At 57.7% G+C, this 19834-nt stretch carries 19 protein-coding genes; 11 read left to right on the top strand and 8 right to left on the bottom strand.

Annotation, left to right across the window (positions count from 1 at the left end; genetic code table 11):
• Positions 1-250: 250 nt before the first annotated feature.
• The 4 genes from rpsF to rplI are packed head-to-tail and all read left to right on the top strand — an operon-like array spanning position 251 to position 1691.
• Complete coding sequence (gene rpsF, locus J1C59_RS02600; RefSeq protein WP_009087450.1) at positions 251-646, top strand: 30S ribosomal protein S6; 396 nt, start codon at positions 251-253, stop codon at positions 644-646.
• A 6-nt stretch (positions 647-652) separates the two neighbouring features.
• Entirely contained in the window at positions 653-970 is a 318-nt protein-coding gene (gene priB / locus J1C59_RS02605) for a primosomal replication protein N (RefSeq protein WP_162287374.1), read from the top strand.
• Positions 971-974: 4 nt separating this feature from the next.
• Complete coding sequence (gene rpsR / locus J1C59_RS02610; protein WP_002210155.1) at positions 975-1202, top strand: 30S ribosomal protein S18; 228 nt, start codon at positions 975-977, stop codon at positions 1200-1202.
• Between the two features lie 39 nt (positions 1203-1241).
• Positions 1242-1691 (top strand): 50S ribosomal protein L9, encoded by a 450-nt coding sequence (gene rplI, locus J1C59_RS02615; RefSeq protein WP_046102603.1) that lies wholly within the window; start codon positions 1242-1244, stop codon positions 1689-1691.
• An 85-nt stretch (positions 1692-1776) separates the two neighbouring features.
• On the opposite strand, the gene J1C59_RS02620 is transcribed toward rplI, so the two are convergent.
• The gene (locus J1C59_RS02620; RefSeq protein WP_158086873.1) at positions 1777-2454 is read right to left on the bottom strand and encodes a LysM-like peptidoglycan-binding domain-containing protein; all 678 of its coding nucleotides are present in this window, start codon (positions 2452-2454) and stop codon (positions 1777-1779) included.
• Between the two features lie 220 nt (positions 2455-2674).
• On the opposite strand from J1C59_RS02620, the gene fklB reads away from it, so the two are divergent.
• Positions 2675-3295: a BamJ family beta-barrel-assembly machinery protein gene (gene fklB, locus J1C59_RS02625; RefSeq protein ID WP_128085096.1), complete on the top strand. Its 621-nt coding sequence runs from the start codon at positions 2675-2677 to the stop codon at positions 3293-3295.
• Between the two features lie 43 nt (positions 3296-3338).
• Here fklB and J1C59_RS02630 read toward each other — a convergent pair whose 3' ends face one another.
• Positions 3339-5279 (bottom strand): bifunctional 2',3'-cyclic-nucleotide 2'-phosphodiesterase/3'-nucleotidase, encoded by a 1941-nt coding sequence (locus J1C59_RS02630; RefSeq protein WP_128085095.1) that lies wholly within the window; start codon positions 5277-5279, stop codon positions 3339-3341.
• A gap of 294 nt (positions 5280-5573) precedes the next feature.
• Between J1C59_RS02630 and cysQ the strand changes: the two genes are divergently transcribed.
• Complete coding sequence (cysQ, locus tag J1C59_RS02635) at positions 5574-6317, top strand: 3'(2'),5'-bisphosphate nucleotidase CysQ (protein WP_128085094.1); 744 nt, start codon at positions 5574-5576, stop codon at positions 6315-6317.
• Between the two features lie 48 nt (positions 6318-6365).
• Here cysQ and J1C59_RS02640 read toward each other — a convergent pair whose 3' ends face one another.
• Complete coding sequence (locus J1C59_RS02640) at positions 6366-6923, bottom strand: YtfJ family protein (protein ID WP_128085093.1); 558 nt, start codon at positions 6921-6923, stop codon at positions 6366-6368.
• Positions 6924-7238: 315 nt separating this feature from the next.
• Here J1C59_RS02640 and J1C59_RS02645 point away from each other — a divergent pair, with 315 nt between their 5' ends.
• Entirely contained in the window at positions 7239-7445 is a 207-nt protein-coding gene (locus tag J1C59_RS02645) for a DUF1107 domain-containing protein (protein WP_003855513.1), read from the top strand.
• A gap of 140 nt (positions 7446-7585) precedes the next feature.
• On the opposite strand, the gene paeA is transcribed toward J1C59_RS02645, so the two are convergent.
• Complete coding sequence (gene paeA, locus J1C59_RS02650) at positions 7586-8908, bottom strand: polyamine export protein PaeA (RefSeq protein WP_128085092.1); 1323 nt, start codon at positions 8906-8908, stop codon at positions 7586-7588.
• 507 nt (positions 8909-9415) lie between these two features.
• On the opposite strand from paeA, the gene tamA reads away from it, so the two are divergent.
• The 3 genes from tamA to J1C59_RS02665 are packed head-to-tail and all read left to right on the top strand — an operon-like array spanning position 9416 to position 15251.
• Positions 9416-11131, top strand: a complete 1716-nt coding sequence (tamA, locus tag J1C59_RS02655; RefSeq protein WP_208721883.1) for an autotransporter assembly complex protein TamA — start codon at positions 9416-9418, stop codon at positions 11129-11131.
• Complete coding sequence (gene tamB / locus J1C59_RS02660; protein ID WP_128085090.1) at positions 11128-14895, top strand: autotransporter assembly complex protein TamB; 3768 nt, start codon at positions 11128-11130, stop codon at positions 14893-14895. Before tamA ends, tamB begins: the two co-directional genes overlap by 4 nt.
• 2 nt (positions 14896-14897) lie before the next feature.
• The gene (locus J1C59_RS02665; RefSeq protein ID WP_128085089.1) at positions 14898-15251 is read left to right on the top strand and encodes a gamma-glutamylcyclotransferase family protein; all 354 of its coding nucleotides are present in this window, start codon (positions 14898-14900) and stop codon (positions 15249-15251) included.
• Between the two features lie 59 nt (positions 15252-15310).
• On the opposite strand, the gene ppa is transcribed toward J1C59_RS02665, so the two are convergent.
• The 3 genes from ppa to J1C59_RS02680 form a co-directional block, all read right to left on the bottom strand.
• Entirely contained in the window at positions 15311-15841 is a 531-nt protein-coding gene (gene ppa, locus J1C59_RS02670; protein WP_111139235.1) for an inorganic diphosphatase, read from the bottom strand.
• Between the two features lie 100 nt (positions 15842-15941).
• Complete coding sequence (locus J1C59_RS02675; protein ID WP_128085088.1) at positions 15942-16391, bottom strand: DUF441 domain-containing protein; 450 nt, start codon at positions 16389-16391, stop codon at positions 15942-15944.
• Between the two features lie 57 nt (positions 16392-16448).
• A complete protein-coding gene (locus tag J1C59_RS02680) occupies positions 16449-16859 on the bottom strand; it encodes a lysozyme inhibitor LprI family protein (RefSeq protein ID WP_128085087.1) in 411 nt (136 codons plus the stop codon).
• A 173-nt stretch (positions 16860-17032) separates the two neighbouring features.
• Between J1C59_RS02680 and J1C59_RS02685 the strand changes: the two genes are divergently transcribed.
• Positions 17033-18592 (top strand): methyl-accepting chemotaxis protein, encoded by a 1560-nt coding sequence (locus J1C59_RS02685; RefSeq protein ID WP_128085086.1) that lies wholly within the window; start codon positions 17033-17035, stop codon positions 18590-18592.
• 139 nt (positions 18593-18731) lie between these two features.
• Here the strand turns inward: J1C59_RS02685 and fbp are convergent, their stop codons facing one another.
• Positions 18732-19739, bottom strand: a complete 1008-nt coding sequence (gene fbp / locus J1C59_RS02690; RefSeq protein ID WP_009087416.1) for a class 1 fructose-bisphosphatase — start codon at positions 19737-19739, stop codon at positions 18732-18734.
• Positions 19740-19834: the final 95 nt, after the last annotated feature.

Consider the following 19834-nt stretch of genomic DNA (forward strand, 5'->3'; position numbering starts at 1 on the left):
TATTCCCGTCATTAGCACAAAAAGCCACAGGTTGTGGCACGACGCCTGCGATTTGTTTAAATGTGCGCTTGAGTTCGGGCGCGGTCGCCAGTATGATTACGCGTCAATTTTTCAGCCGCATTCTCAGGCTGTGTCCCACAAGTGCTCGCCCTGGCGAACGTTTGTGGGACACAGCCTATAACGTTCCTTGCTTCCATGGGCCGCGGCTGACCCCGACAGGAGGCTGAATAATCCGTAAGGAGCAATTTCGATGCGTCATTACGAAATCGTATTTATGGTTCATCCTGACCAGAGCGAACAGGTTCCTGGCATGATCGAGCGTTACACTGGTGCTATCACTGGTGCACAGGGCACGATTCACCGCCTGGAAGACTGGGGCCGTCGTCAGCTGGCTTACCCGATCAACAAACTGCACAAAGCGCATTACGTTCTGATGAACGTTGAAGCGCCGCAGGAAGCGATCGATGAGCTGGAAACGAACTTCCGCTTCAACGACGCCGTTATCCGTAGCATGGTTATGCGCGTTAAACACGCGGTAACTGAAGCATCACCGATGGTTAAAGCGAAAGATGAGCGTCGTGATCGTCGCGAAGATTTTGCTAACGAATCCGCTGATGAGTCAGATGCTGGGGATTCTGAAGAGTAATCCATCGTGACGGTTAATCGACTGCGCTTGTCGGGCACTGTGTGCAAGACGCCGGTTCGAAAAATTAGCCCGTCAGGAATTCCGCACTGTCAGTTTGTGCTTGAGCACCGCTCAGTGCAGGAGGAGGCCGGGTTTCACCGGCAAGCCTGGTGTCGTATGCCGGTTATTATCAGCGGCAGCACCCATCAGGTGATTACTCAACATATAACGGTCGGCACGCAACTCACACTCGACGGTTTCATTAGTTGCCATCAGGCACGAAATGGCCAGAGCAAAGTGGTGTTCCATGCCGAGCAGATTGAATTGATAGATTCTGGAGACTAGCCTAATGGCACGTTATTTCCGTCGTCGCAAGTTCTGCCGTTTCACCGCGGAAGGCGTTGTTGAGATCGATTACAAAGACATCGCAACGTTAAAAAATTACATTACCGAAAGCGGTAAAATTGTCCCGAGCCGTATCACCGGTACTCGTGCAAAATACCAGCGTCAGTTGGCTCGCTGCATCAAGCGCGCGCGTTACCTGTCTCTGCTGCCGTACACTGATCGTCATCAGTAATCGGCAACTGTCCATTAACGACTTTAAGAGGATAAGGTAATGCAAGTTATTCTGCTTGATAAAGTAGCAAACCTGGGCAGCCTGGGTGATCAGGTTAACGTTAAAGCGGGCTACGCTCGTAACTTCCTGGTACCACAGGGCAAAGCTGTTCCTGCCACCAGGAAAAACGTTGAGTATTTCGAAGCACGTCGCGCTGAACTGGAAGCCAAACTGGCTGACGTTCAGTCTGCAGCTACTGCACGCGCTGAGAAGATCAATGCACTGGGCACCGTGACCATCACGTCTAAAGCAGGCGATGAAGGTAAACTGTTCGGTTCAATCGGTACCCGCGACATCGCTGATGCAGTCACTGCAGCTGGCGTTGACGTAGCGAAGAGCGAAGTTCGTCTGCCGAACGGCGTTCTGCGTACCACCGGTGAGCATGAAGTGGACTTCCAGGTTCACAGCGATGTATTCGCTAAGCTGACCGTAAAAGTTGTTGCTGGTTAATCTGATTAACTGAGCACGACAAAAAAGACGCCGGCCCTGTGCCGGCGTTTTTGTTTTTATCGTTTACCCCATCGCGGTTCGCCGCTTACTGCGCCCGGATAAAGCTGCCGTCTGGCTGACGGGTAAAGAGTACCGGACCGCTGGCGCTGTCAACCGTCAGGCCGGTCACCGTGCCCTGTGCATCCTGACGAATCTTCACCTGCTGACCACTTTTCAGTGAGCTGAGCGGCTGATCGTTGCCTTCCACCCGCGCCATCGCAAACACATCGTTCACCGGCAGGCTATTGTCACGAAACAGCTGCGCCAGCGTCTGACCCGAGGCGATAGTCAGGCTGCGCCATGCGCCCTGCGAATCGGCCTTTGGCGTCTGCTGTGAGGCAGAAGACGAGGGCTGACGACTGCTGTTGTCATCATAGATATCCGCCTGCATCGGCACCTCTTTTTCTGCCGGGGACGTCGCAGGCTGCTCGACCGGATAGCGCAGCGTACTGGTCGGCCAGAGAAACGCCACCAGTATCACCAGCAGGGCCGCCACGATGCCGCGCCGGTGCGGTGCAGGCAGCGGATCCATCCAGCCGATGTGGTCGGTAAAGTGCCAGATACGCTGAAGCCATGCTGGCAGGCGGGACGACGCGTCTGAAGCCATTCGGGGTTCCTCCTCTCCGGCAGGGCGCTGTGGCCTGCGCGCGGCCAGCCAGGCCTGCAGCCGGGAAACGGTCTGTGTTGCACGCATCCTGCGGCGGCGGGGGGCAATCTGGCCCATGTTTACTCTCTTATTAGTATGCTTGAGACGGGGTAAATCCCGTCCATAGTTATAGTATGGGCAATACCGGCGCGAAGTGCCTGCCAGCATTCATAAAATTGACGACTCTATTGTTTCCTTTTCATCAGCAAAAGTCATCTGCGACGCAGGGCATTTTACGCCAGCGGCCTGCGCTGCTATGCTGCCGGTTCGAATTTATCCGAGAGTGAAAGGAACGAAGATGACTACCCCTTCTTTCGACAGCGTCGAAGCACAAGCAAGTTACGGTATTGGTTTACAGGTTGGCCAGCAGTTGCTGGAATCTGGTCTGCAGGGGCTGCAACCAGAAGCACTGCTCGCGGGCCTGCGCGACGCGCTGGAAGGGAACTCGCCGGCCGTTCCGGTTGATGTGGTTCATCGCGCACTGCGTGAAGTGCATGAACGTGCTGAAGGCGTGCGTCGTGAGCGCACCGAAGCGATGGCAGCAGAAGGCCAGGCCTTCCTGCAGGAAAATGCGCAGCGTGAAGGCGTGAACAGCACCGAGTCGGGCCTGCAGTTCAGCGTGATTACCCAGGGTGAAGGTCCAATCCCGTCACGCCAGGATCGCGTTCGCGTTCACTATACGGGCAAACTGATCGACGGCAGCGTGTTCGACAGCTCCGTTGCGCGTGGTGAACCGGCAGAATTCCCGGTAAGCGGTGTGATCCCAGGCTGGATTGAAGCCCTGACCCTGATGCCGGTTGGCTCGAAATGGGAACTGGTGATCCCACAGAACCTCGCCTACGGCGAGCGTGGCGCGGGTGCCTCCATCCCGCCATTCAGCACCCTGATCTTCGAAGTCGAACTGCTGGAAATTCTGTAATCTTCAGCGCTGCAACCCGCGGGTTGCAGCGTTTCCCCGCCTGTTACTGCTGTAAATTCACCTGCCACAACGCAAAGCCCGTCGCATCAGTCCCTTTGGGCTGCAGCGGATATTGCGCATGCTGCTGAATAAACCCGGTCGCTTTCTCACCCGGCGCCGTTTCGAACTGAATGTCGAGCGGTGTGGAGGCGCTTATCGGCGCCAGCCGCCAGTTATTATCCGCCTTTGGCTGCACTTCACCGTGCGCTTTAGTTTCAGCGCTGATGTAGGCGGCTACCACGGCGCGGTTCTCATCCGGCGAGGCAAAGGCGATATAGCGATCGCCGGTGCCGGCAAACTTGCCGCCATAGGCGCGATAGTTATTGGTTGCCACCAGGAAGGTTGCCTGCGGGTCGATGGGCTTGCCCTGCCAGCTCAGCTGACGGATACGTGACGCCTCCGGATGGATCAGCTGACACTCCGCATCGTAGCGGGCGGGCTGGGTGACATCGATCTGATACGTGACGCCATCGATCACATCAAAGTTATAGGTGCGGAAATCCCAGTTGATCAGCGACTGCGTTTTCGGGCTGTTCGGATCGATCTGATTAAACTGCCCGGCTGAACACTCCAGCCACTCTTTGACCTGCGCGCCGCTGACCTTCATCACCACCAGGGTGTTCGGATAAAGATAGAGATCGGCGGCGTTTCGGAAGGTCAGCGCGCCTTTCTCCACTTCCACATAGCTGGCGGGATCGTTCTTACGTCCGCCCGCCTTAAACGGCGCGGCCGCAGAGAGCACCGGCAGGCGACCCAGATCGGGATCGCCCTGGATAAAGTGCTCAACGTAGGCGCGCTGGGCATTGTTGACGATCTGCACCGTGGGATCGTCCTGCACCAGCGACAGATAGCTGTACATCACGCCGGCAGAGCGGCCGATGGGCTTCGCCACAAACTCGCGAGTGGCGCGGTGATCATCAGCCAGAACGTTGACCAGCGCCGGATCTTCTGCCGCCAGCGACTTCTTCGCGGCGGTATCGTAGATGGGCCGGGCCTGGGCCTTACCACTGCTTACCTGCCAGCGATCGCCCTCCTTGCTGAGCACCAGGTCAACCACGCCGAGATGATCGCCCCACATGCCCGGCATCACCGCCGGGATCCCGTTCAGCGTACCCTGGGTGATATCGGCGCCCCGGATGGCCGCAAAATCTTTGCCAGGGAAGACCGCATGCGCGTGACCAAACAGGATGGCATTAATGCCCTCCACCTGGCTGAGGTAATAAACCGAATTCTCCGCCATGGCGTGCCAGGGCTCGCTGCTGAGACCGGAGTGGGGAATGGCAATGATCAGGTCTGCGCCCTGCGCACGCATCTCCGGCACCAGGCGGCGCGCCGTCTCTGTAATGTCATCGACCCGCACCTTACCCTGCAGATTGGCTTTATCCCACACCATAATCTGTGGCGGCACGAAGCCGATGTAGCCTATCTTCAGGGTCTGCGTATTGCCGTCGCGATCCACAACCTGAGTGGATTTGATGAGGTAGGGGGTGAACAGGGGTTTACCGCTCTTCACGTCAATCACGTTGGCGTTTACATAAGGGAAGCGGGCGCCCGCCAGCGCTTTTTTCAGATAGGGCAGACCATAGTTGAATTCGTGGTTGCCGAGATTGCCGACGCTGTAGTCCAGCGTGTTGAGCGCCTTGTAGACCGGGTGGATCTCGCCCTCGCGCAACCCTTTCGCGGCCATGTAGTCGCCCAGCGGGCTGCCCTGAATGATGTCGCCGTTATCGACCAGCACGCTGTTTTTTACCTCCTGGCGCGCGGCATGAATCAGCGTAGCGGTGCGCACCAGGCCAAACTTCTCGGTCGGCGTGTCTTTGTAGTAGTCGAAATCCATCATATTGCTGTGCAGATCGGTGGTTTCCAGTATCCGCAAATCCACCGTTGCGGCCTGTGTGGCGGCGGAAACGCTCAGGGCCAGTAACATCATTCCGGGCTTAAACATGCTTGCTCCTGCTGCAGATTAATTTAAGGCTCTCAAAATAATGTAAAAGCATGACAGATAGTCATTTTAAATCGTGATGGATATAACGTTTTGGCCGATCGGCCTGCGGCAGAGTCCGATACGACAGCAGCACTAGGGTGCGGGCGTGGCGATAAGCCGATAACTATGATATTGATATATCTATAAATTGGTTCGCTGATTTGCCCGTTAACCGGCGCATCAGGCGAAACTGCTAAAATGTCACTATCTGACGCTGAGCTCTTCCCGCAGCAGATCGACATAATGAGGTGAAAAATGTTAGAGCAACTCTGCCAGCTGGCACGCGAAGCAGGCGACGCGATTATGCAGGTCTATGACGGCGCCGCGCCGCTTGACGTTTCTCACAAATCGGATGATTCGCCGGTTACCGCCGCAGATATCGCCGCGCACAAGGTGATCCTGGCGGGGCTGAGGGCGCTGACGCCCGATCTCCCCGTCCTGTCAGAAGAGGATCCGCCCGCCTGGGAGGTGCGTCAGCACTGGCAGCGTTACTGGCTGGTTGATCCGCTGGATGGCACCAAAGAGTTTATCAAGCGCAACGGTGAGTTTACCGTGAATATCGCGCTGATCGAGGCGGGCAAGCCGGTGATGGGCGTGGTCTACGCGCCGGTGCTGGACGTGATGTACTCTGCGGCCGAAGGCAAAGCGTGGAAAGAGGAGGGCGGTCAGCGTGAGCAGATTCACGTACGTGACGCCCGGCCGCCGCTGGTGGTGGTGAGCCGCTCTCATGGCGACGACGACGAGATGAAAGAGTATCTCAAGCAGCTCGGTGAGCATCAGACCGTCGCAACCGGCTCCTCGCTGAAATTCTGCCTGGTAGCCGAAGGCAAAGCGCAGCTCTATCCCCGCTTCGGGCCGACCAACATCTGGGATACGGGCGCGGGTCACGCGGTGGCGATGGCGGCGGGCGCGCATGTGCATGACTGGCAGGGCAGAACGCTGGACTACACGCCGCGCGAATCCTTCCTCAATCCCGGCTTCCGCGTTTCGCTGTTCTAGGGCAGCGCTGAGCCTGAAAACCCCGGCCGACACGCCGGGGTTCTGCTATCAGGCCTTCAGCAGCGCGTTGACCAGCGCGATGACCCGGGTCACCTCATCCTGCGTCAGCGGCCCATCCTTCACGAATCTCACCTTGCCCTCTTTATCCAGCACCACAATCGCAGAGCTGCCCGGCTGAAGCTGCCAAGCCCGCTGCACCTCGCCCTTGCTGTCGACGATAAACTGCGACCACGGATACTGCTGCTTATTGGTTTCGATGCTGCTGCGCACGAACATGCCCGTACCCGGTATCGCATCATCGGTATTCACGATAGTGGTGGTCTGATAACGATCGTGGGGCAGCTTCGCGGCCTTGATCGCCTCTATCAGCGCCGCGTTCATCTGCTTCGCCGATGAGCGACCGGCAATGTGCTGGATGACGCGAACTTTTCCGCTCAGCTGCGCGCTATTCCAGTTTTTATAGCTAAACTTCTCCTGCTGCAGAATCAGTTCGCCTTTGTCATTGACGCCCACCGCCGGGACGCGCGTCTCCTGTCTGAGATCGTGTGCCATCACGCCTGCCGGGATCAGAAACGAGAGCGCCAGCGCGGCCAGAGTTGTTCGCATTGCTATTTCCTTAGGTGATCAGACCAGTCAGTCATTTTACTGCAATAGTAAGCAGGGATGATGCGCCTGTCCTGGAAAGGTGTCAGGTTTGTTATGCCTGCCACAATTCCTTTACCAATGAAGGTTTATACTGTGTTGCGTGACCCTGATAACAGAGTGTTCTGTAATGATGTGTCAATTCAGTAAAAAAAATCGGTTTCTGAAACATCACTTAGCCTGAGTGTTCTATAGTTATCGCGAATTCGCGCTTCATGGGCTGGCACCAAATTTGGTTACAGCGAAGCGTGCTTTAAAAATGTACAGGAGTTAGTCAGTATGAAGATCTTCCAGCGCTATAATCCGCTGCAGATAGCGAAATATGTAAAAACGCTGTTCAAAGGAAGGTTGTACATCAAGGACGTTGGCGCGTTCGAGTTTGATAAGGGGAAAGTCCTTATTCCGCGCGTCAAAGACAAACAGCATCTGAGCGTGATGTCAGAAATTAACCGCCAGGTCGTGCGTCTCAAGCTTGAGTTCAACTAAAGACAAGGGCGCCGATGGCGCCCTTGATGCTTCTGGCGTCAGAGGGTCTGCGTCATCACTCTGAACCGGGACATATCATCCCTTTCGCCGACGCCCACCGTCTGACACCCGACGCCTGCCAGAGCAGGCGCTGAGTGAATCTACTCTTCTTCGTTTTTGGTCATGCTCAGCACCGGCGGTCGTTCATCAATGCGGGTCACCAGCAGCTGATCGATACGGTAGCTGTCGATATCCACCACCTCGAATTTATACCCCGCGAACTTCACAAAATCGGTGCGTTTCGGGATCTTACGCAGCATATACATCATAAAGCCGCCGATGGTTTCGTAGTTGCCGGACTGCGGGAACTCGTCGATATCCAGCACACGCATCACGTCATCGATCGGCGTGCCGCCTTCAACCAGCCAGGAATTCTCATCACGGGCGACGATCTGCTCTTCCATGCCCTGACCGACCAGATCGCCCATCAGCGTGGTCATCACGTCATTCAGGGTAATGATGCCGACGACCAGCGCATATTCGTTCATGATCACCGCGAAATCTTCACCGGCGGTTTTAAAGCTTTCCAGCGCTTCGGAGAGGGTCAGCGTATCCGGCACAATCAGCGCGGAGCGAATCTGCAGGCCGCTGTTCAGCGCCATGCTCTGATTGCCCAGCACGCGCAGCAGCAGCTCTTTCGAGTCAACGTAGCCAACGATGTGGTCGATATCGCCGCTGCAGACTAAAAACTTGGAGTGCGGATGCTCGGCGATTTTTGTTTTCAGGCTGGCTTCATCTTCATGCAGATCAAACCAGACGATGTTCTCACGCGAGGTCATGGAAGAGGGAACGGTACGCGACTCCAGCTCGAACACGTTTTCAATCAGCTCATGCTCCTGCTTACGCAGCACTCCGGCCAGCGCACCCGCCTCAACGACCGCGTAGATATCGTCGGAGGTGATGTCATCTTTACGCACCATCGGCAGCTTAAAGAGACGGAAGAAGACGTTAGCCAGGCCATTGAACAGCCACACCAGCGGGCGCATGACCAGCAGACAGAAGCGCATCGGGTTGATGATGCGCAGCGCGATGGTTTCCGGGGCCACCATGCCGACCCGTTTCGGGGTTAAGTCGGCGAACAGAATAAACATACTGGTGACGATGGTGAAGGAGCAGATAAAGCTGAGCTGTTCGGCCAGCTCCGGTGAGACAAACTGATCGAACAGGCCGCGGAAGACCGGTGAAAACGCCGCGTCGCCGACGATACCGCCCAGGATGGCGACGGCGTTAAGGCCAATCTGCACCACGGTGAAGAACATGCCCGGCGTTTCCTGCATTTTCAGCACGCGCTGCGCATTGACGTTGCCTTCATCGGCCAGCAGTTTCAGTTTGATCTTACGGGCAGCGGCCAGCGAGATCTCCGACAGAGAAAAAAAAGCACTGATTACGATCAGCAACAGAATGACGAGTAAGCTATCTAACATATGAGATCCAAAGGGTTATCCACATGTCATTTTTGGCCTGGGCAGCGTGGGTAAGCGCAAACAGAGCGGGTTTATCCATGAAACAGAGCTATCCGTGCCAAAAATGTCTGCGCCATATCGACAGAGAATGAGATGTCGGGGCAGAAATGAAAACAGGCGGGATGCCTGTGGTGGCCGATTATAGCAGGAGCGCTCATCGTGCCGCCAGAGGGCAAAATCACCCGGTGATGACGCCTGAGCGGCCAGCGTGCTCCGGATTTATCTGCGTGCATCATCCCGGATCGATCATTCCTGTCCGCAGGAGTTGTATCCCCCTCTTCATTTACCGACAATATGGCGTTATTTGACTTAGATGTCAGCGTTGCGTCGCCGTTTGCCATAAAGTGCGGCTATGATGAGGGTGTTGCCGTTGCGGTAGTGCGGGCAAAGATGATTAATAAATGCCCCGTGGAAAAGGGGCCGGCATGATTAACAGGAGTACAGGTGCCACGATTTTACACTTATTGCATGGCCAGCCTGCTGCTTGCCGCGCCCGCCCTTGAGGCGGCGACCGTGCGATTGCAGGTAGACGGCTTGACCGGGGATTTGCAAAAGAATGTCAGGGCGCGCCTGTCGACCATTGGCAGCGATGAGGTCTCAAACGATGGCCGTTTTCGTGCACGCGTCTCCGTCGCGATAAAAGAGGGGCTGCGCGCACTCGGCTATTACGAACCCACTATCGATTTCGAATCCCGCCCCGCGCCTGCGCAGGGTGGTCGCCCGGTGCTGGTGGCGAAAGTGACGCCCGGCCAGCCGGTTAAAATCGGCGGCAGTACCATTGTGGTCGAAGGCGATGCGCGCAACGACGCCGATTACAAAGCCTGGGTAAAGCAGGGGCGGCCAAAAGTGGGCACCCAGCTCAACCACGGGCAGTATGACAAATTCAAAAGCGGCTTCTCGAATCTCGCCCTGCGCAACGGCTACTTTGACGGCACCTTTAAAAAGAGCCAGCTTGGCGTGTCGGTTGAGCGGCATGAAGCCTTCTGGGATATCGATTACGACAGCGGCGAGCGCTATCGCTTCGGCGACGTGACCTTCCAGGGCTCGCAGATCCGCGAAGAGTACCTGCAGAATCTGGTGCCCTTTAAAGAGGGGGACTACTACAACTCCCGCGATCTGGCCGAGCTGAACCGCCGCCTCTCCGCCACCGGCTGGTTTAATTCGGTGGTGGTCGCGCCGGAGTTCAGCAAGGGCCGGAAGACCAAAGTGCTGCCGCTGAACGCCGCCATGTCGCCCCGCGTCGAAAACACCATCGAAACCGGCGTCGGCTACTCCACCGATGTCGGCCCCCGCCTCAAGGGGACCTGGAAGAAACCCTGGGTCAACGACCGGGGCCATAGCCTGACGGCCAGCGCCTATGTCTCTGCGCCGGAACAGCAGGTCGATCTGAGCTACAAAGTGCCCCTGCTGAAAAGCCCGCTGGAGCAGTACTACACCTTCTCCGGCGGCCTGAAGCGAACCGACCTCAACGACACCAAAGCCGATACCAGCACGCTTGCCGTATCGCGCAACTGGGACAGCAGCAGCGGCTGGCAGAAGGCCGTCAACCTGCGCTGGAGCCTGGACCACTTTACCCAGGGCAACGTAACCAACACCACCATGCTGCTCTATCCGGGCGTCAGCGTGAACCGCACCCGTTCGCGTGGCGGCCTGATGCCGACCTGGGGCGACACGCAGCGCTACTCCGTTGATGTCTCAGATACGACCTGGGGATCTGACGTCGATTTCCTGATCCTGCAGGCGCAAAACGTCTGGATCCGCACCCTGGGTGACAGTCATCGCTTTGTCGCCCGCGGCAATCTGGGCTGGATCGAAACCAACGATTTCGAAAAAGTGCCGCCGGATCTGCGCTTCTTTGCCGGTGGTGACCGCAGTATTCGTGGCTATAAATACAAAAATATCTCCCCGCGCGACGAGGATGGCAAACTCACGGGGGCCTCAAAGCTGGCCACCGGCTCGCTGGAGTATCAGTACAACGTGACCGGTAAATGGTGGGGGGCCGTGTTTGTGGACTCCGGCGAAGCGGTAAACGACATCAAACAGAGCAACTTCAAGACCGGCGCGGGCGTCGGCGTGCGCTGGTCTTCACCGGTCGGCCCCATCAAATTTGATATCGCCAGGCCCATTGGCGATGACGAGGAGCATGGATTGCAATTTTACGTAGGACTGGGGCCTGAACTATGAAGCTGTGGAAAAAGGTCCTGATCGGTATTCTGATCTTTCTGGTATTGCTGTTGGGCGGCGTGGCGTTTTTAATTGGCACCACGCCGGGGCTGCATCTGGTGCTGAAGGGCGCATCGCGCTGGGTGCCTGGCCTGTCGATCAAACAGGTGGACGGCGGCTGGCGCAACCTGACGCTCAACGGCCTGCGTTACGAGATGCCGGGCGTCAGCGTGGATGCCGGGCAGATCCATCTGGCGGTGAATCTTAACTGCCTGCTGCACTCGTCGGTCTGCGTCGACGACATCTCCCTGCGCGACATCAGCGTGGTGGTCGACAGCAAAAAGATGACGCCTGCCGCGCCAGCGCCGGAAGAGGAGAGTGGCAACACCAACCTCAGCACGCCTTATCCAGTCACGCTGACTCATCTTGGCCTGCACAATATCAATGTGAAGGTCGATGACACGGCGGTCTCGCTGCTCGATTTCACCACCGGCCTGCAGTGGCAGGATCGCGCGCTGACGCTGAATCCGACCCATATTCAAAGCCTGCTGATTGCGCTGCCCAAAGCGGCAAAAGTCGTGAACGAAGAGGTGGTGCAGCCGAAAGTGCAGCAGCCTCATCCCGCCGAGAAGCCGCTGGGTGAAACGCTGCAGGCAATGTTTGCGCAACCCCTGTTGCCCGCGTTGCCCGATTTCCGTCTGCCGCTGGATATTGATGTGCAGCAGATTCTGGGTGAACAGCTACGTATTACCGGCGACACCGATATCTCGGTCAGCCGGCTGCTGCTGAAAGCCAGAACCGCCGACCGTCAGATGCAGCTGACGACGCTGGAAGTGGACTCAAATCTGGGCAAACTCAACGGCAGCGGACAGGCGACGCTGGCGGATAACTGGCCGGTCGATTTCACCCTGAACGGCACGGTCAACACCGACCCGATCAAAGGCGAAAAGCTGGCGCTGAAACTGAATGGCGCGATGCGTGACGAGCTGAAGCTGGGGCTGAACCTCTCCGGTCCGGTCAACGCGCAGCTGGACGCCACGACGCAGCTGGCGGTGGCGGGGCTGCCGCTGTCGCTGCAGCTGACCAGTCCGCAGCTGCGCTGGCCGTTAGCCGGCCCGGTACAGTATCAGGCGGATAAGCTGGACTATCAGTTCAAAGGCAAAGCCACCGACTACGTGATGTCACTGCAGACCGCCGTGAAGGGGGAATCGGTGCCGCCGGCCAGCGTGTCGCTGACCGGTAAGGGCAATGTCGAACAGTTCAGCCTTGATCGCCTGCGCATTGCCGCGCTGCAGGGCAATATTGACCTCACCGCGCTGGTGGACTGGCGCAAAGCGATTAGCTGGCGCAGTGAACTGACGCTGGCGGGCATCAACACTGCGAAACAGTATCCCGACTGGCCCGCGCGGCTGGATGGTAAAATCACCACCCGTGGCAGTCTGTATGGCGGCAGCTGGCAGCTGAGCGTGCCGCAGCTGCAGCTCAAAGGCAATGTGAAGCAGAACGCGGTTACCGCGGACGGCTCACTGAGCGGGAACAGCTACAACCAGTGGACGGTGCCGGGCATCAAACTGGCGCTGGGCCGCAACCATCTGGATGTTAAAGGGGCGCTGGGCGACAGCCTGGATCTCGACGCCAGCATCAACGCGCCGCAGCTCGACAATGCGCTGCCGGGCCTGGGCGGCGTCGTCAACGGCACCATTAAGGCGCGCGGCACCCTGAAAGCGCCGCAGCTGCTGGCCGACCTCAATGGTCGCGGGCTGCGCTGGCAGCAGATGCAGATTAACCGCGTCACGCTGAACGGCGATGTGCGTTCCGGCGAACAGGTGGCGGGCAAGCTGCAACTGCGCGTCGAGCAGCTGAAGCAGGATGCGCTGAACATCAGCCTGCTGACGCTGAACGCCGACGGCAACGAAAAGCAGCATCAGCTGAAGCTCAACGTGCAGGGCAAGCCGGTGTCCGGTCAGCTGGCGCTGAACGGCAGCTTCGATCGCCAGACCGAACGCTGGAAAGGGTCGCTCAACGACACGCGCTTTGACACGCCGGTCGGGGAGTGGCGTCTGACCCGCGCGATGGCGATCGACTACCTCAACAGCCGCCAGACGGCGACGATTGGCCCGCACTGCTGGCAGAACCCCAACGCGCAGCTCTGCGTACCGGAGCCGGTCGAAGCCGGACCGGCCGGCCATGCGCATGTGGTGCTGAACCGCTTTGACCTGGCGATGGTTAAACCCTTTATGCCGGATGCCACACAGCTGAGCGGCCTGTTCAGCGGAGACGTGCGCGTAAACTGGACCGCAGAGGGTGGCTTGCCGACCGGAACCGTGGCGCTCAAGGGTAACGGCGTCAAAGTGGTGCAGGATGTGCAGGGCAACAGCCTGCCGATCGCCTTTGACACGCTCAACCTCAACGCGGCGCTGCGCAACGGCCGCGCGCAGCTCGACTGGCTGATTCGCATCGCCGGTAACGGGCAGCTGGATGGCAACGTGCAGATCGACGATCCGCAAAACCGCCGCACACTGGGCGGTAACGTGAACATCCGCAATCTCTCGCTGGCGATGCTCAATCCGGCGCTGATGCAGGGCGAAAAAATCAAGGGCAGCCTGAACAGCGCCCTGCGTCTGGGCGGCAGCATTCAGCAGCCACAGGTATTCGGTCAGCTGGGCCTGACCGGCGTGGATGTGGATGGCAACTTTATGCCGGTGGATCTGACCAATGCCAGCCTGAACCTGGTGTTCAACGGTATGAGTTCGACCCTCAACGGCCTGGTGCAGACCGCGCAGGGCAACATCAACCTCAGCGGCAACGCCGACTGGAGCCAGCTTGATAACTGGCGTGCGCGCATCGCGGCGCAGGGCAGCCGGGTGCGTGTCACGGTGCCGCCGATGGTGCGTATGGATGTCTCGCCGGACCTGGTGTTTGAAGCGACGCCAGCCGCCTTTAACCTGGATGGCCGCGTCGATATTCCGTGGGCGCGCATCACGGTGCAGGAAGTGCCGGAAAGCGCCACCGGGGTCTCGTCCGATGAAGTAATGCTGGATGAACAGCTGAAGCCGATCGCACCGAAAACCGCCTCAATCCCGATTAACAGTAATCTGGTGATCCACGTCGGCAACGATGTGCGGCTCTCGGCGTTTGGCCTGAAGGCGAAGCTGAATGGCGACCTGAAGATGGTGCAGGATAAATCCGGCCTGGGCCTGAACGGTCAGATCAACATCCCTTCCGGTCGTTTCCATGCCTATGGTCAGGATCTGATCGTGCGTAAAGGGGAGCTGCAGTTTGCCGGGCCGCCGGATCAGCCTTACGTTAACCTCGAAGCGATTCGTAATCCGGATGCCACCGAAGATGGCGTTACGGCGGGTCTGCGCGTCACCGGGCTGGCGGATGAGCCGAAGGCGGAAGTCTTCTCCGATCCGGCGATGTCGCAACAGGAAGCGCTCTCCTACCTGCTGCGTGGTCAGGGATTAGGCAGCGACGGCGACAGTAACGCACTGACTTCGGCCCTTGTTGGCTTAGGGGTTGCACAAAGTGGTCAGGTTGTGGGTAAAATCGGGGAGACGTTCGGTGTCAGCAATCTTGCCGTTGATACTGCGGGTGTTGGCGACAGCCAGCAGGTGCAGGTCAGTGGCTATGTGCTGCCGGGTCTGCAGGTAAAATACGGTGTTGGCATATTTGATTCACTGGCGACGTTAACCTTGCGTTACCGCCTGATGCCCAAACTCTATCTGGAAGCCGTGTCCGGTGTGGATCAGGCTCTCGATTTGCTCTATCAGTTTGAGTTTTAGCAATGCGAATAATTGTCTACGGCAGTTTACGGCGCAAACAGGGAAACAGTCACTGGATGACGAATGCGCAGTGGCTGGGTGATCACCAGATTGAAGGCTTCGAGCTTTACAGTCTGGGCCATTATCCCGGCGTAATTGAGGGCAACGGAACGGTACATTGTGAAGTGTACCGCATTGATGCCTCAACCCTGGCGGAGCTGGATGCGCTCCGCACCAAAGGGGGAGAGTACAAGCGTTATCTGACTCAGACGCCGTTTGGCAGTGCATGGCTTTATGTCTATCAACGCTCAGTGGCAGGACGCCAGCACATCACGAGTGGTGACTGGCTGAAGCGCGATGAGGAGCCAGAGGCCTGAACAAAAACACCGTCCAGATGGACGGTGTTTTTTTTTCGACTCACTAACCGGCAGCAGAATTATTTCTTCTGAGCGCGCTCGTAAGAGGAGATGATTTCGGCTTTAGCGGCTTCGGCATTGTCCCAGCCATCCACTTTCACCCATTTGCCTTTTTCCAGATCTTTGTAGTGCTCAAAGAAGTGGGTGATCTGTGCGCGCAGCAGCTCTGGCAGGTCGTTCACATCTTTGATGTGATCGTACTCTTTAGAGAGCTTGGTGTGCGGAACGGCAACCAGTTTGGCATCTTCGCCAGACTCGTCGGTCATTTTCAGCACGCCAACCGGACGGCAGCGGATCACTGAGCCTGGAACCAGTGGATAAGGGGTAGGAACCAGTACGTCAACCGGGTCACCATCCAGAGAGAGGGTGTTGTTGATGTAGCCGTAGTTGCACGGATAGAACATCGCGGTAGACATGAAACGGTCTACAAACAGGGCGCCAGACTCTTTATCAACTTCATATTTGATCGGATCAGCATTCGCTGGGATCTCAATGACAACGTAGATATCTTCTGGCAGGTCTTTACCTGCTGGCACCTGGTTCAAACTCATCGGGTATTCCTTCAATGGTCGTATGTTGAGTGTCGGCTATTATAGCCAACTGACTCTGAAAGTATGCCCTCTTTTTAGCGTTTCGGAATGCGCCCAAAGGCTACTTTGCGGTCACTAACAGCGAAACAATCCCTGCAGCAATCAGTGGCCCTACCGGTACTCCCCGGAAGAACGCGACACCGATAACCGTGCCGATCAGCAGCCCGCCAATCACCGAAGGCTGGGCGCTCATAAAATTCACGCCCCGTCCGCCCAGCCAGGCAACGAAAATGCCGACCAGAATCGCGACGATCGACTGCCAGTTAGCAAACGACTTAATCAGCGACGAGGCGGGCAGCGAACCGCTGGCCAGCGGCGCCATCACCGCCACGGTCAGGATAATGATGCCCAGGGTAATGCCCTGTTTTTCCACATAGGGAAAAAACTGGGAGAGCGGGGTCAGTTTGATCGCCAGCAGTACCAGAATGGAGATCGTGACCGCAGTGTTGTGAACGAAGTAACTCAGTAGGGCGAGGCCGATAAGAATAAGGGTCGAGGCGTAAGCTGCCATGGTGTCTTCCTGAAAGTGAGTGGGCGCACTGACTCGCCAGCGTCAAAGCCGCTGAGGTCAGCAATCATCCGGATTAGCGCAGCTGCCTTTACCCAGCGACTGCAACATCAGCGCCTGATTGCGCACCAGGCTCAGCCCCTGGGCGCTCAGAGCCACGCTGCCCAGCGAACCCTGGGTCTTGAGCCGGCTCCGGCTGGCCTCAAGCCAGCTATCGCGGTAGCTCAGCCACGCACGCTGTGCGCGCCGCAGCGTCGTCTCCTCCTCCCCGCTGAGGCGTGTCATCAGCGTGTTGTACTGCGCATTCATCTCCTGATCCCAGGCCCGTGTCGCCGCCGCGTAGCACTGGTTCATGGCAAGGGTGGTCGAGGCCTTATCCAGGCAGCGGTCGAGGGAGGCATCAGTTTTCAGATCTTCGGCCATCGTCGCGGTGCTCACAAGCAGCAGCATCAGAAACAATCCTGATTTCATCGGTTTCTCCGGATAAAAAAGGGCGGCGTTCAGCTTGCTGGATGTTTCCAGGATGATCAAGGCGTTAACACTCTATTAATCAGGGTTAAAGTTTCGGAGCGTTATTGCCGATACCTCTTCCGCATTAGGGCCGCTTAAATTTTCGCCTTTTCTCATACATGGAAATCATCAGGATGAAACAGATATCACTTCGCACGGGGTTGCTGGCACTGCTGGCATTTATGACACTGCTGCTGTTGGCGGTGAGTTTTATGGGGATCGTGGCAATTAATAAAGGCAACCGCTCGCTGGATGTGATCAACCGCATTCAGGGGATTGAGCTGAACAGCCTTTATCAGAGTAACGCCGATCTGATGCGGGCCCGCGCCAACGCGGCGCTGGCGGTGCGTAAAATCGAAATTGGTATGCTGGAGGAGGGCGCGGCCGTGACCAGGCTGTCGCAGGCCGATGTGGTGTCATCCCAGCAGAACCTGAAACGTTTTGTGGATGCGGGAACGGTGACGGCGCACGGAAAAATGCTGGCGGATGCGATTGCGGCCAGCTACAAGGCCTATCTCGACCAGGGCATTAAGCCGATGATGACCGCGCTGGATAAGCAGTACACCGACGAATATTACCAGCTGCTGGAAGGCAACCTGGCGACGCTGGCGGCCGGATACAACAAGGCCGTCACCGACTTCAGCCAGTTCGCTGAACAGGTGACGCAGGCCCAGCTGGCGCAGGCGGCCCACAACGAAACCAAAATGAAAATCCTGATCGCCGTGGCGGTGATCTTAACCCTGATGCTGCTGGTTCTCGCCTGGCAACTGTTGCGCCGGATGCTGCTGCTGCCGCTGAACCAGGCGATCGTGCATCTTGAGCAGATCTCGATGGGCGACCTGTCACAGGCGCTGCCACCTTCCAGCAACAACGAACTGGGACGGCTTAACCATGCACTGGCCGACATGCAGGCGTCGCTGCGCACCTCGGTCAGCCAGGTGCGTGAAGCGAGTATGCAGATCGACATCGGCAGCCGTGAACTGGCGGCGGGCAACGTCAACCTGTCGCAGCGCACCGAAGAGTCCGCCGCATCGCTGGAGCAGACTGCGGCCAGCATGGAACAGCTCACCGCGACGGTCCGCCTGAATGCCAGCAATGCTCAGCAGGCGCACAAGCTGGCGAACGCCGTCTCCGACACCGCCGATCGCGGCGCTGAGGTGGTCTGCTACGTGATGGAAAAAATGCATGAGATCACCGACAGCGCCAATCGCATTGGCGATATCCTGAGCGTGATCGACGGCATCGCCTTCCAGACCAACATCCTGGCACTTAACGCGGCCGTGGAAGCGGCGCGCGCGGGCGAACAGGGACGGGGCTTTGCGGTGGTGGCAAACGAAGTGCGCACGCTGGCGCAGCGCAGCGCCAACGCCGCCAAAGAGATCCGCACGCTGATCAGCGACTCGCAGTCACGGGTGAAAGAGGGCAGCGAGATGGCGACGCGCGCCGGAGAAACCATGGATGAGATTTCGGGCGAGGTGATGCGCGTCACCTCACTGATGAAAGAGATCTCTATGGCCTCCGACGAGCAGAGTCGCGGTATTGAGCAGGTCAATCAGGCCGTGACGCAGATGGATGCGGCAGCGCAGCAGAACGCCGCGCTGGTAGAGCAGGCGACTGCGGCGACGCAGTCGCTGGAAGCGCAGTCCGATCAGCTTCAGGCCACGATGGCGCAGTTCAGGCTGCAGACGGCATAACGATCAGGGGAGCAACCCGCCCTCCGGGCCCGAACGGCGGCGGTCTGCCGATCGGGCCATCGTTACGCCGGATCAAAAAAGCCAGCGCACGTTAACCGCGCGCTGGCTTTTTGCTTTTCTGCCTTAAACCGCGACCGGATTAGCCCTGACGGCAATCCGGGAACTCAGCCAGGAAACGCTCAACGTCGTTCACCATCGCCTCATTGCCGCAGTAGAACGGGCAGCGCTGATGCAGCGTGACCGGCGGAATATCCAGAATGCGTCGCTGACCATCGCTGGCTTTACCGCCCGCCTGTTCGGCCAGGAAGGCCATCGGGTTGCACTCATACAGCAGACGCAGCTTGCCCTGAGGATGGCTGGCGGTGCTTGGATAGAGATAGATGCCGCCTTTCAGCAGGTTACGATGGAAATCCGCGACCAGCGAACCGATGTAACGCGAGGTGTAAGGACGGTGCGTCGGCAGATCCTCTTCCTGGCAGAATTTCAGATATTTCTTCACGCCCTGCGGGAAACGAATGTAGTTACCTTCGTTGATAGAGTAGGTGTAACCGGTCTCCGGGTAGGTCATGCGTTCGTGGCTCAGGCAGAACACACCCAGCGACGGATCGTAGGTAAACGCATGCACGCCCGCACCGGTGGTGTAGACCATCATGGTGGAGGAGCCGTATACCACGTAGCCCGCAGCGACCTGCTTGTTACCCGGCTGCATGAAGTCCGCTTCAACCACCGGTGTACCCGGTTCGCTGACGCGGTGATAGATAGAGAAGATGGTGCCGACGGACACGTTCACGTCGATGTTAGATGAACCATCCAGCGGGTCCATCAGCACCACATATTTGCCGTTCTCCTCACCTTCGAAGATCACGAACTCATCTTCTTCCTCAGAAGCGATACCGGCGACGATGCCACGCGCTTTCAGGGCTGCCTTGAGTTTTTCATTGGCGAACAGATCCAGTTTCATCTGCTGTTCACCCTGAACATTTTCCACACCACTGGCACCGAGGATATCCACTAACCCGGCTTTGTTGATGTCGCGGTGAATAATTTTGGCACCCAGCTTGATAGCTGAGATCAGTGCCGTCAGTTCACCTGTGGCGTGCGGAAAGTCGTGCTGCTTCTCGACGATAAATTCGCCCAACGTTTTCATAACACATTCCCTGAATCTGCGATGGAGTGGCAGCACGCGTAACAGTCTGCCAACGGATGCGTACGCAGTTTAGCCGATTGAACTTCAAAAACCAT

The organism is Pantoea deleyi (assembly GCF_022647325.1).
In the GTDB taxonomy this organism is placed as follows: Bacteria; Pseudomonadota; Gammaproteobacteria; order Enterobacterales; family Enterobacteriaceae; genus Pantoea; species Pantoea deleyi.

What these genes read in the sequence shown, in the direction of transcription:
- rpsF (WP_009087450.1), top strand. Translation starts at nt 251, where the DNA reads ATGCGTCATTACGAAATCGTATTTATGGTTCATCCTGACCAGAGCGAA.
- rpsR (WP_002210155.1), top strand. Translation starts at nt 975, where the DNA reads ATGGCACGTTATTTCCGTCGTCGCAAGTTCTGCCGTTTCACCGCGGAA.
- rplI (WP_046102603.1), top strand. Translation starts at nt 1,242, where the DNA reads ATGCAAGTTATTCTGCTTGATAAAGTAGCAAACCTGGGCAGCCTGGGT.
- J1C59_RS02620 (WP_158086873.1), bottom strand. Translation starts at nt 2,454, where the DNA reads ATGGGCCAGATTGCCCCCCGCCGCCGCAGGATGCGTGCAACACAGACC.
- fklB (WP_128085096.1), top strand. Translation starts at nt 2,675, where the DNA reads ATGACTACCCCTTCTTTCGACAGCGTCGAAGCACAAGCAAGTTACGGT.
- J1C59_RS02630 (WP_128085095.1), bottom strand. Translation starts at nt 5,279, where the DNA reads ATGTTTAAGCCCGGAATGATGTTACTGGCCCTGAGCGTTTCCGCCGCC.
- cysQ (WP_128085094.1), top strand. Translation starts at nt 5,574, where the DNA reads ATGTTAGAGCAACTCTGCCAGCTGGCACGCGAAGCAGGCGACGCGATT.
- J1C59_RS02640 (WP_128085093.1), bottom strand. Translation starts at nt 6,923, where the DNA reads ATGCGAACAACTCTGGCCGCGCTGGCGCTCTCGTTTCTGATCCCGGCA.
- J1C59_RS02645 (WP_003855513.1), top strand. Translation starts at nt 7,239, where the DNA reads ATGAAGATCTTCCAGCGCTATAATCCGCTGCAGATAGCGAAATATGTA.
- paeA (WP_128085092.1), bottom strand. Translation starts at nt 8,908, where the DNA reads ATGTTAGATAGCTTACTCGTCATTCTGTTGCTGATCGTAATCAGTGCT.
- tamA (WP_208721883.1), top strand. Translation starts at nt 9,416, where the DNA reads ATGGCCAGCCTGCTGCTTGCCGCGCCCGCCCTTGAGGCGGCGACCGTG.
- tamB (WP_128085090.1), top strand. Translation starts at nt 11,128, where the DNA reads ATGAAGCTGTGGAAAAAGGTCCTGATCGGTATTCTGATCTTTCTGGTA.
- J1C59_RS02665 (WP_128085089.1), top strand. Translation starts at nt 14,898, where the DNA reads ATGCGAATAATTGTCTACGGCAGTTTACGGCGCAAACAGGGAAACAGT.
- ppa (WP_111139235.1), bottom strand. Translation starts at nt 15,841, where the DNA reads ATGAGTTTGAACCAGGTGCCAGCAGGTAAAGACCTGCCAGAAGATATC.
- J1C59_RS02675 (WP_128085088.1), bottom strand. Translation starts at nt 16,391, where the DNA reads ATGGCAGCTTACGCCTCGACCCTTATTCTTATCGGCCTCGCCCTACTG.
- J1C59_RS02680 (WP_128085087.1), bottom strand. Translation starts at nt 16,859, where the DNA reads ATGAAATCAGGATTGTTTCTGATGCTGCTGCTTGTGAGCACCGCGACG.
- J1C59_RS02685 (WP_128085086.1), top strand. Translation starts at nt 17,033, where the DNA reads ATGAAACAGATATCACTTCGCACGGGGTTGCTGGCACTGCTGGCATTT.
- fbp (WP_009087416.1), bottom strand. Translation starts at nt 19,739, where the DNA reads ATGAAAACGTTGGGCGAATTTATCGTCGAGAAGCAGCACGACTTTCCG.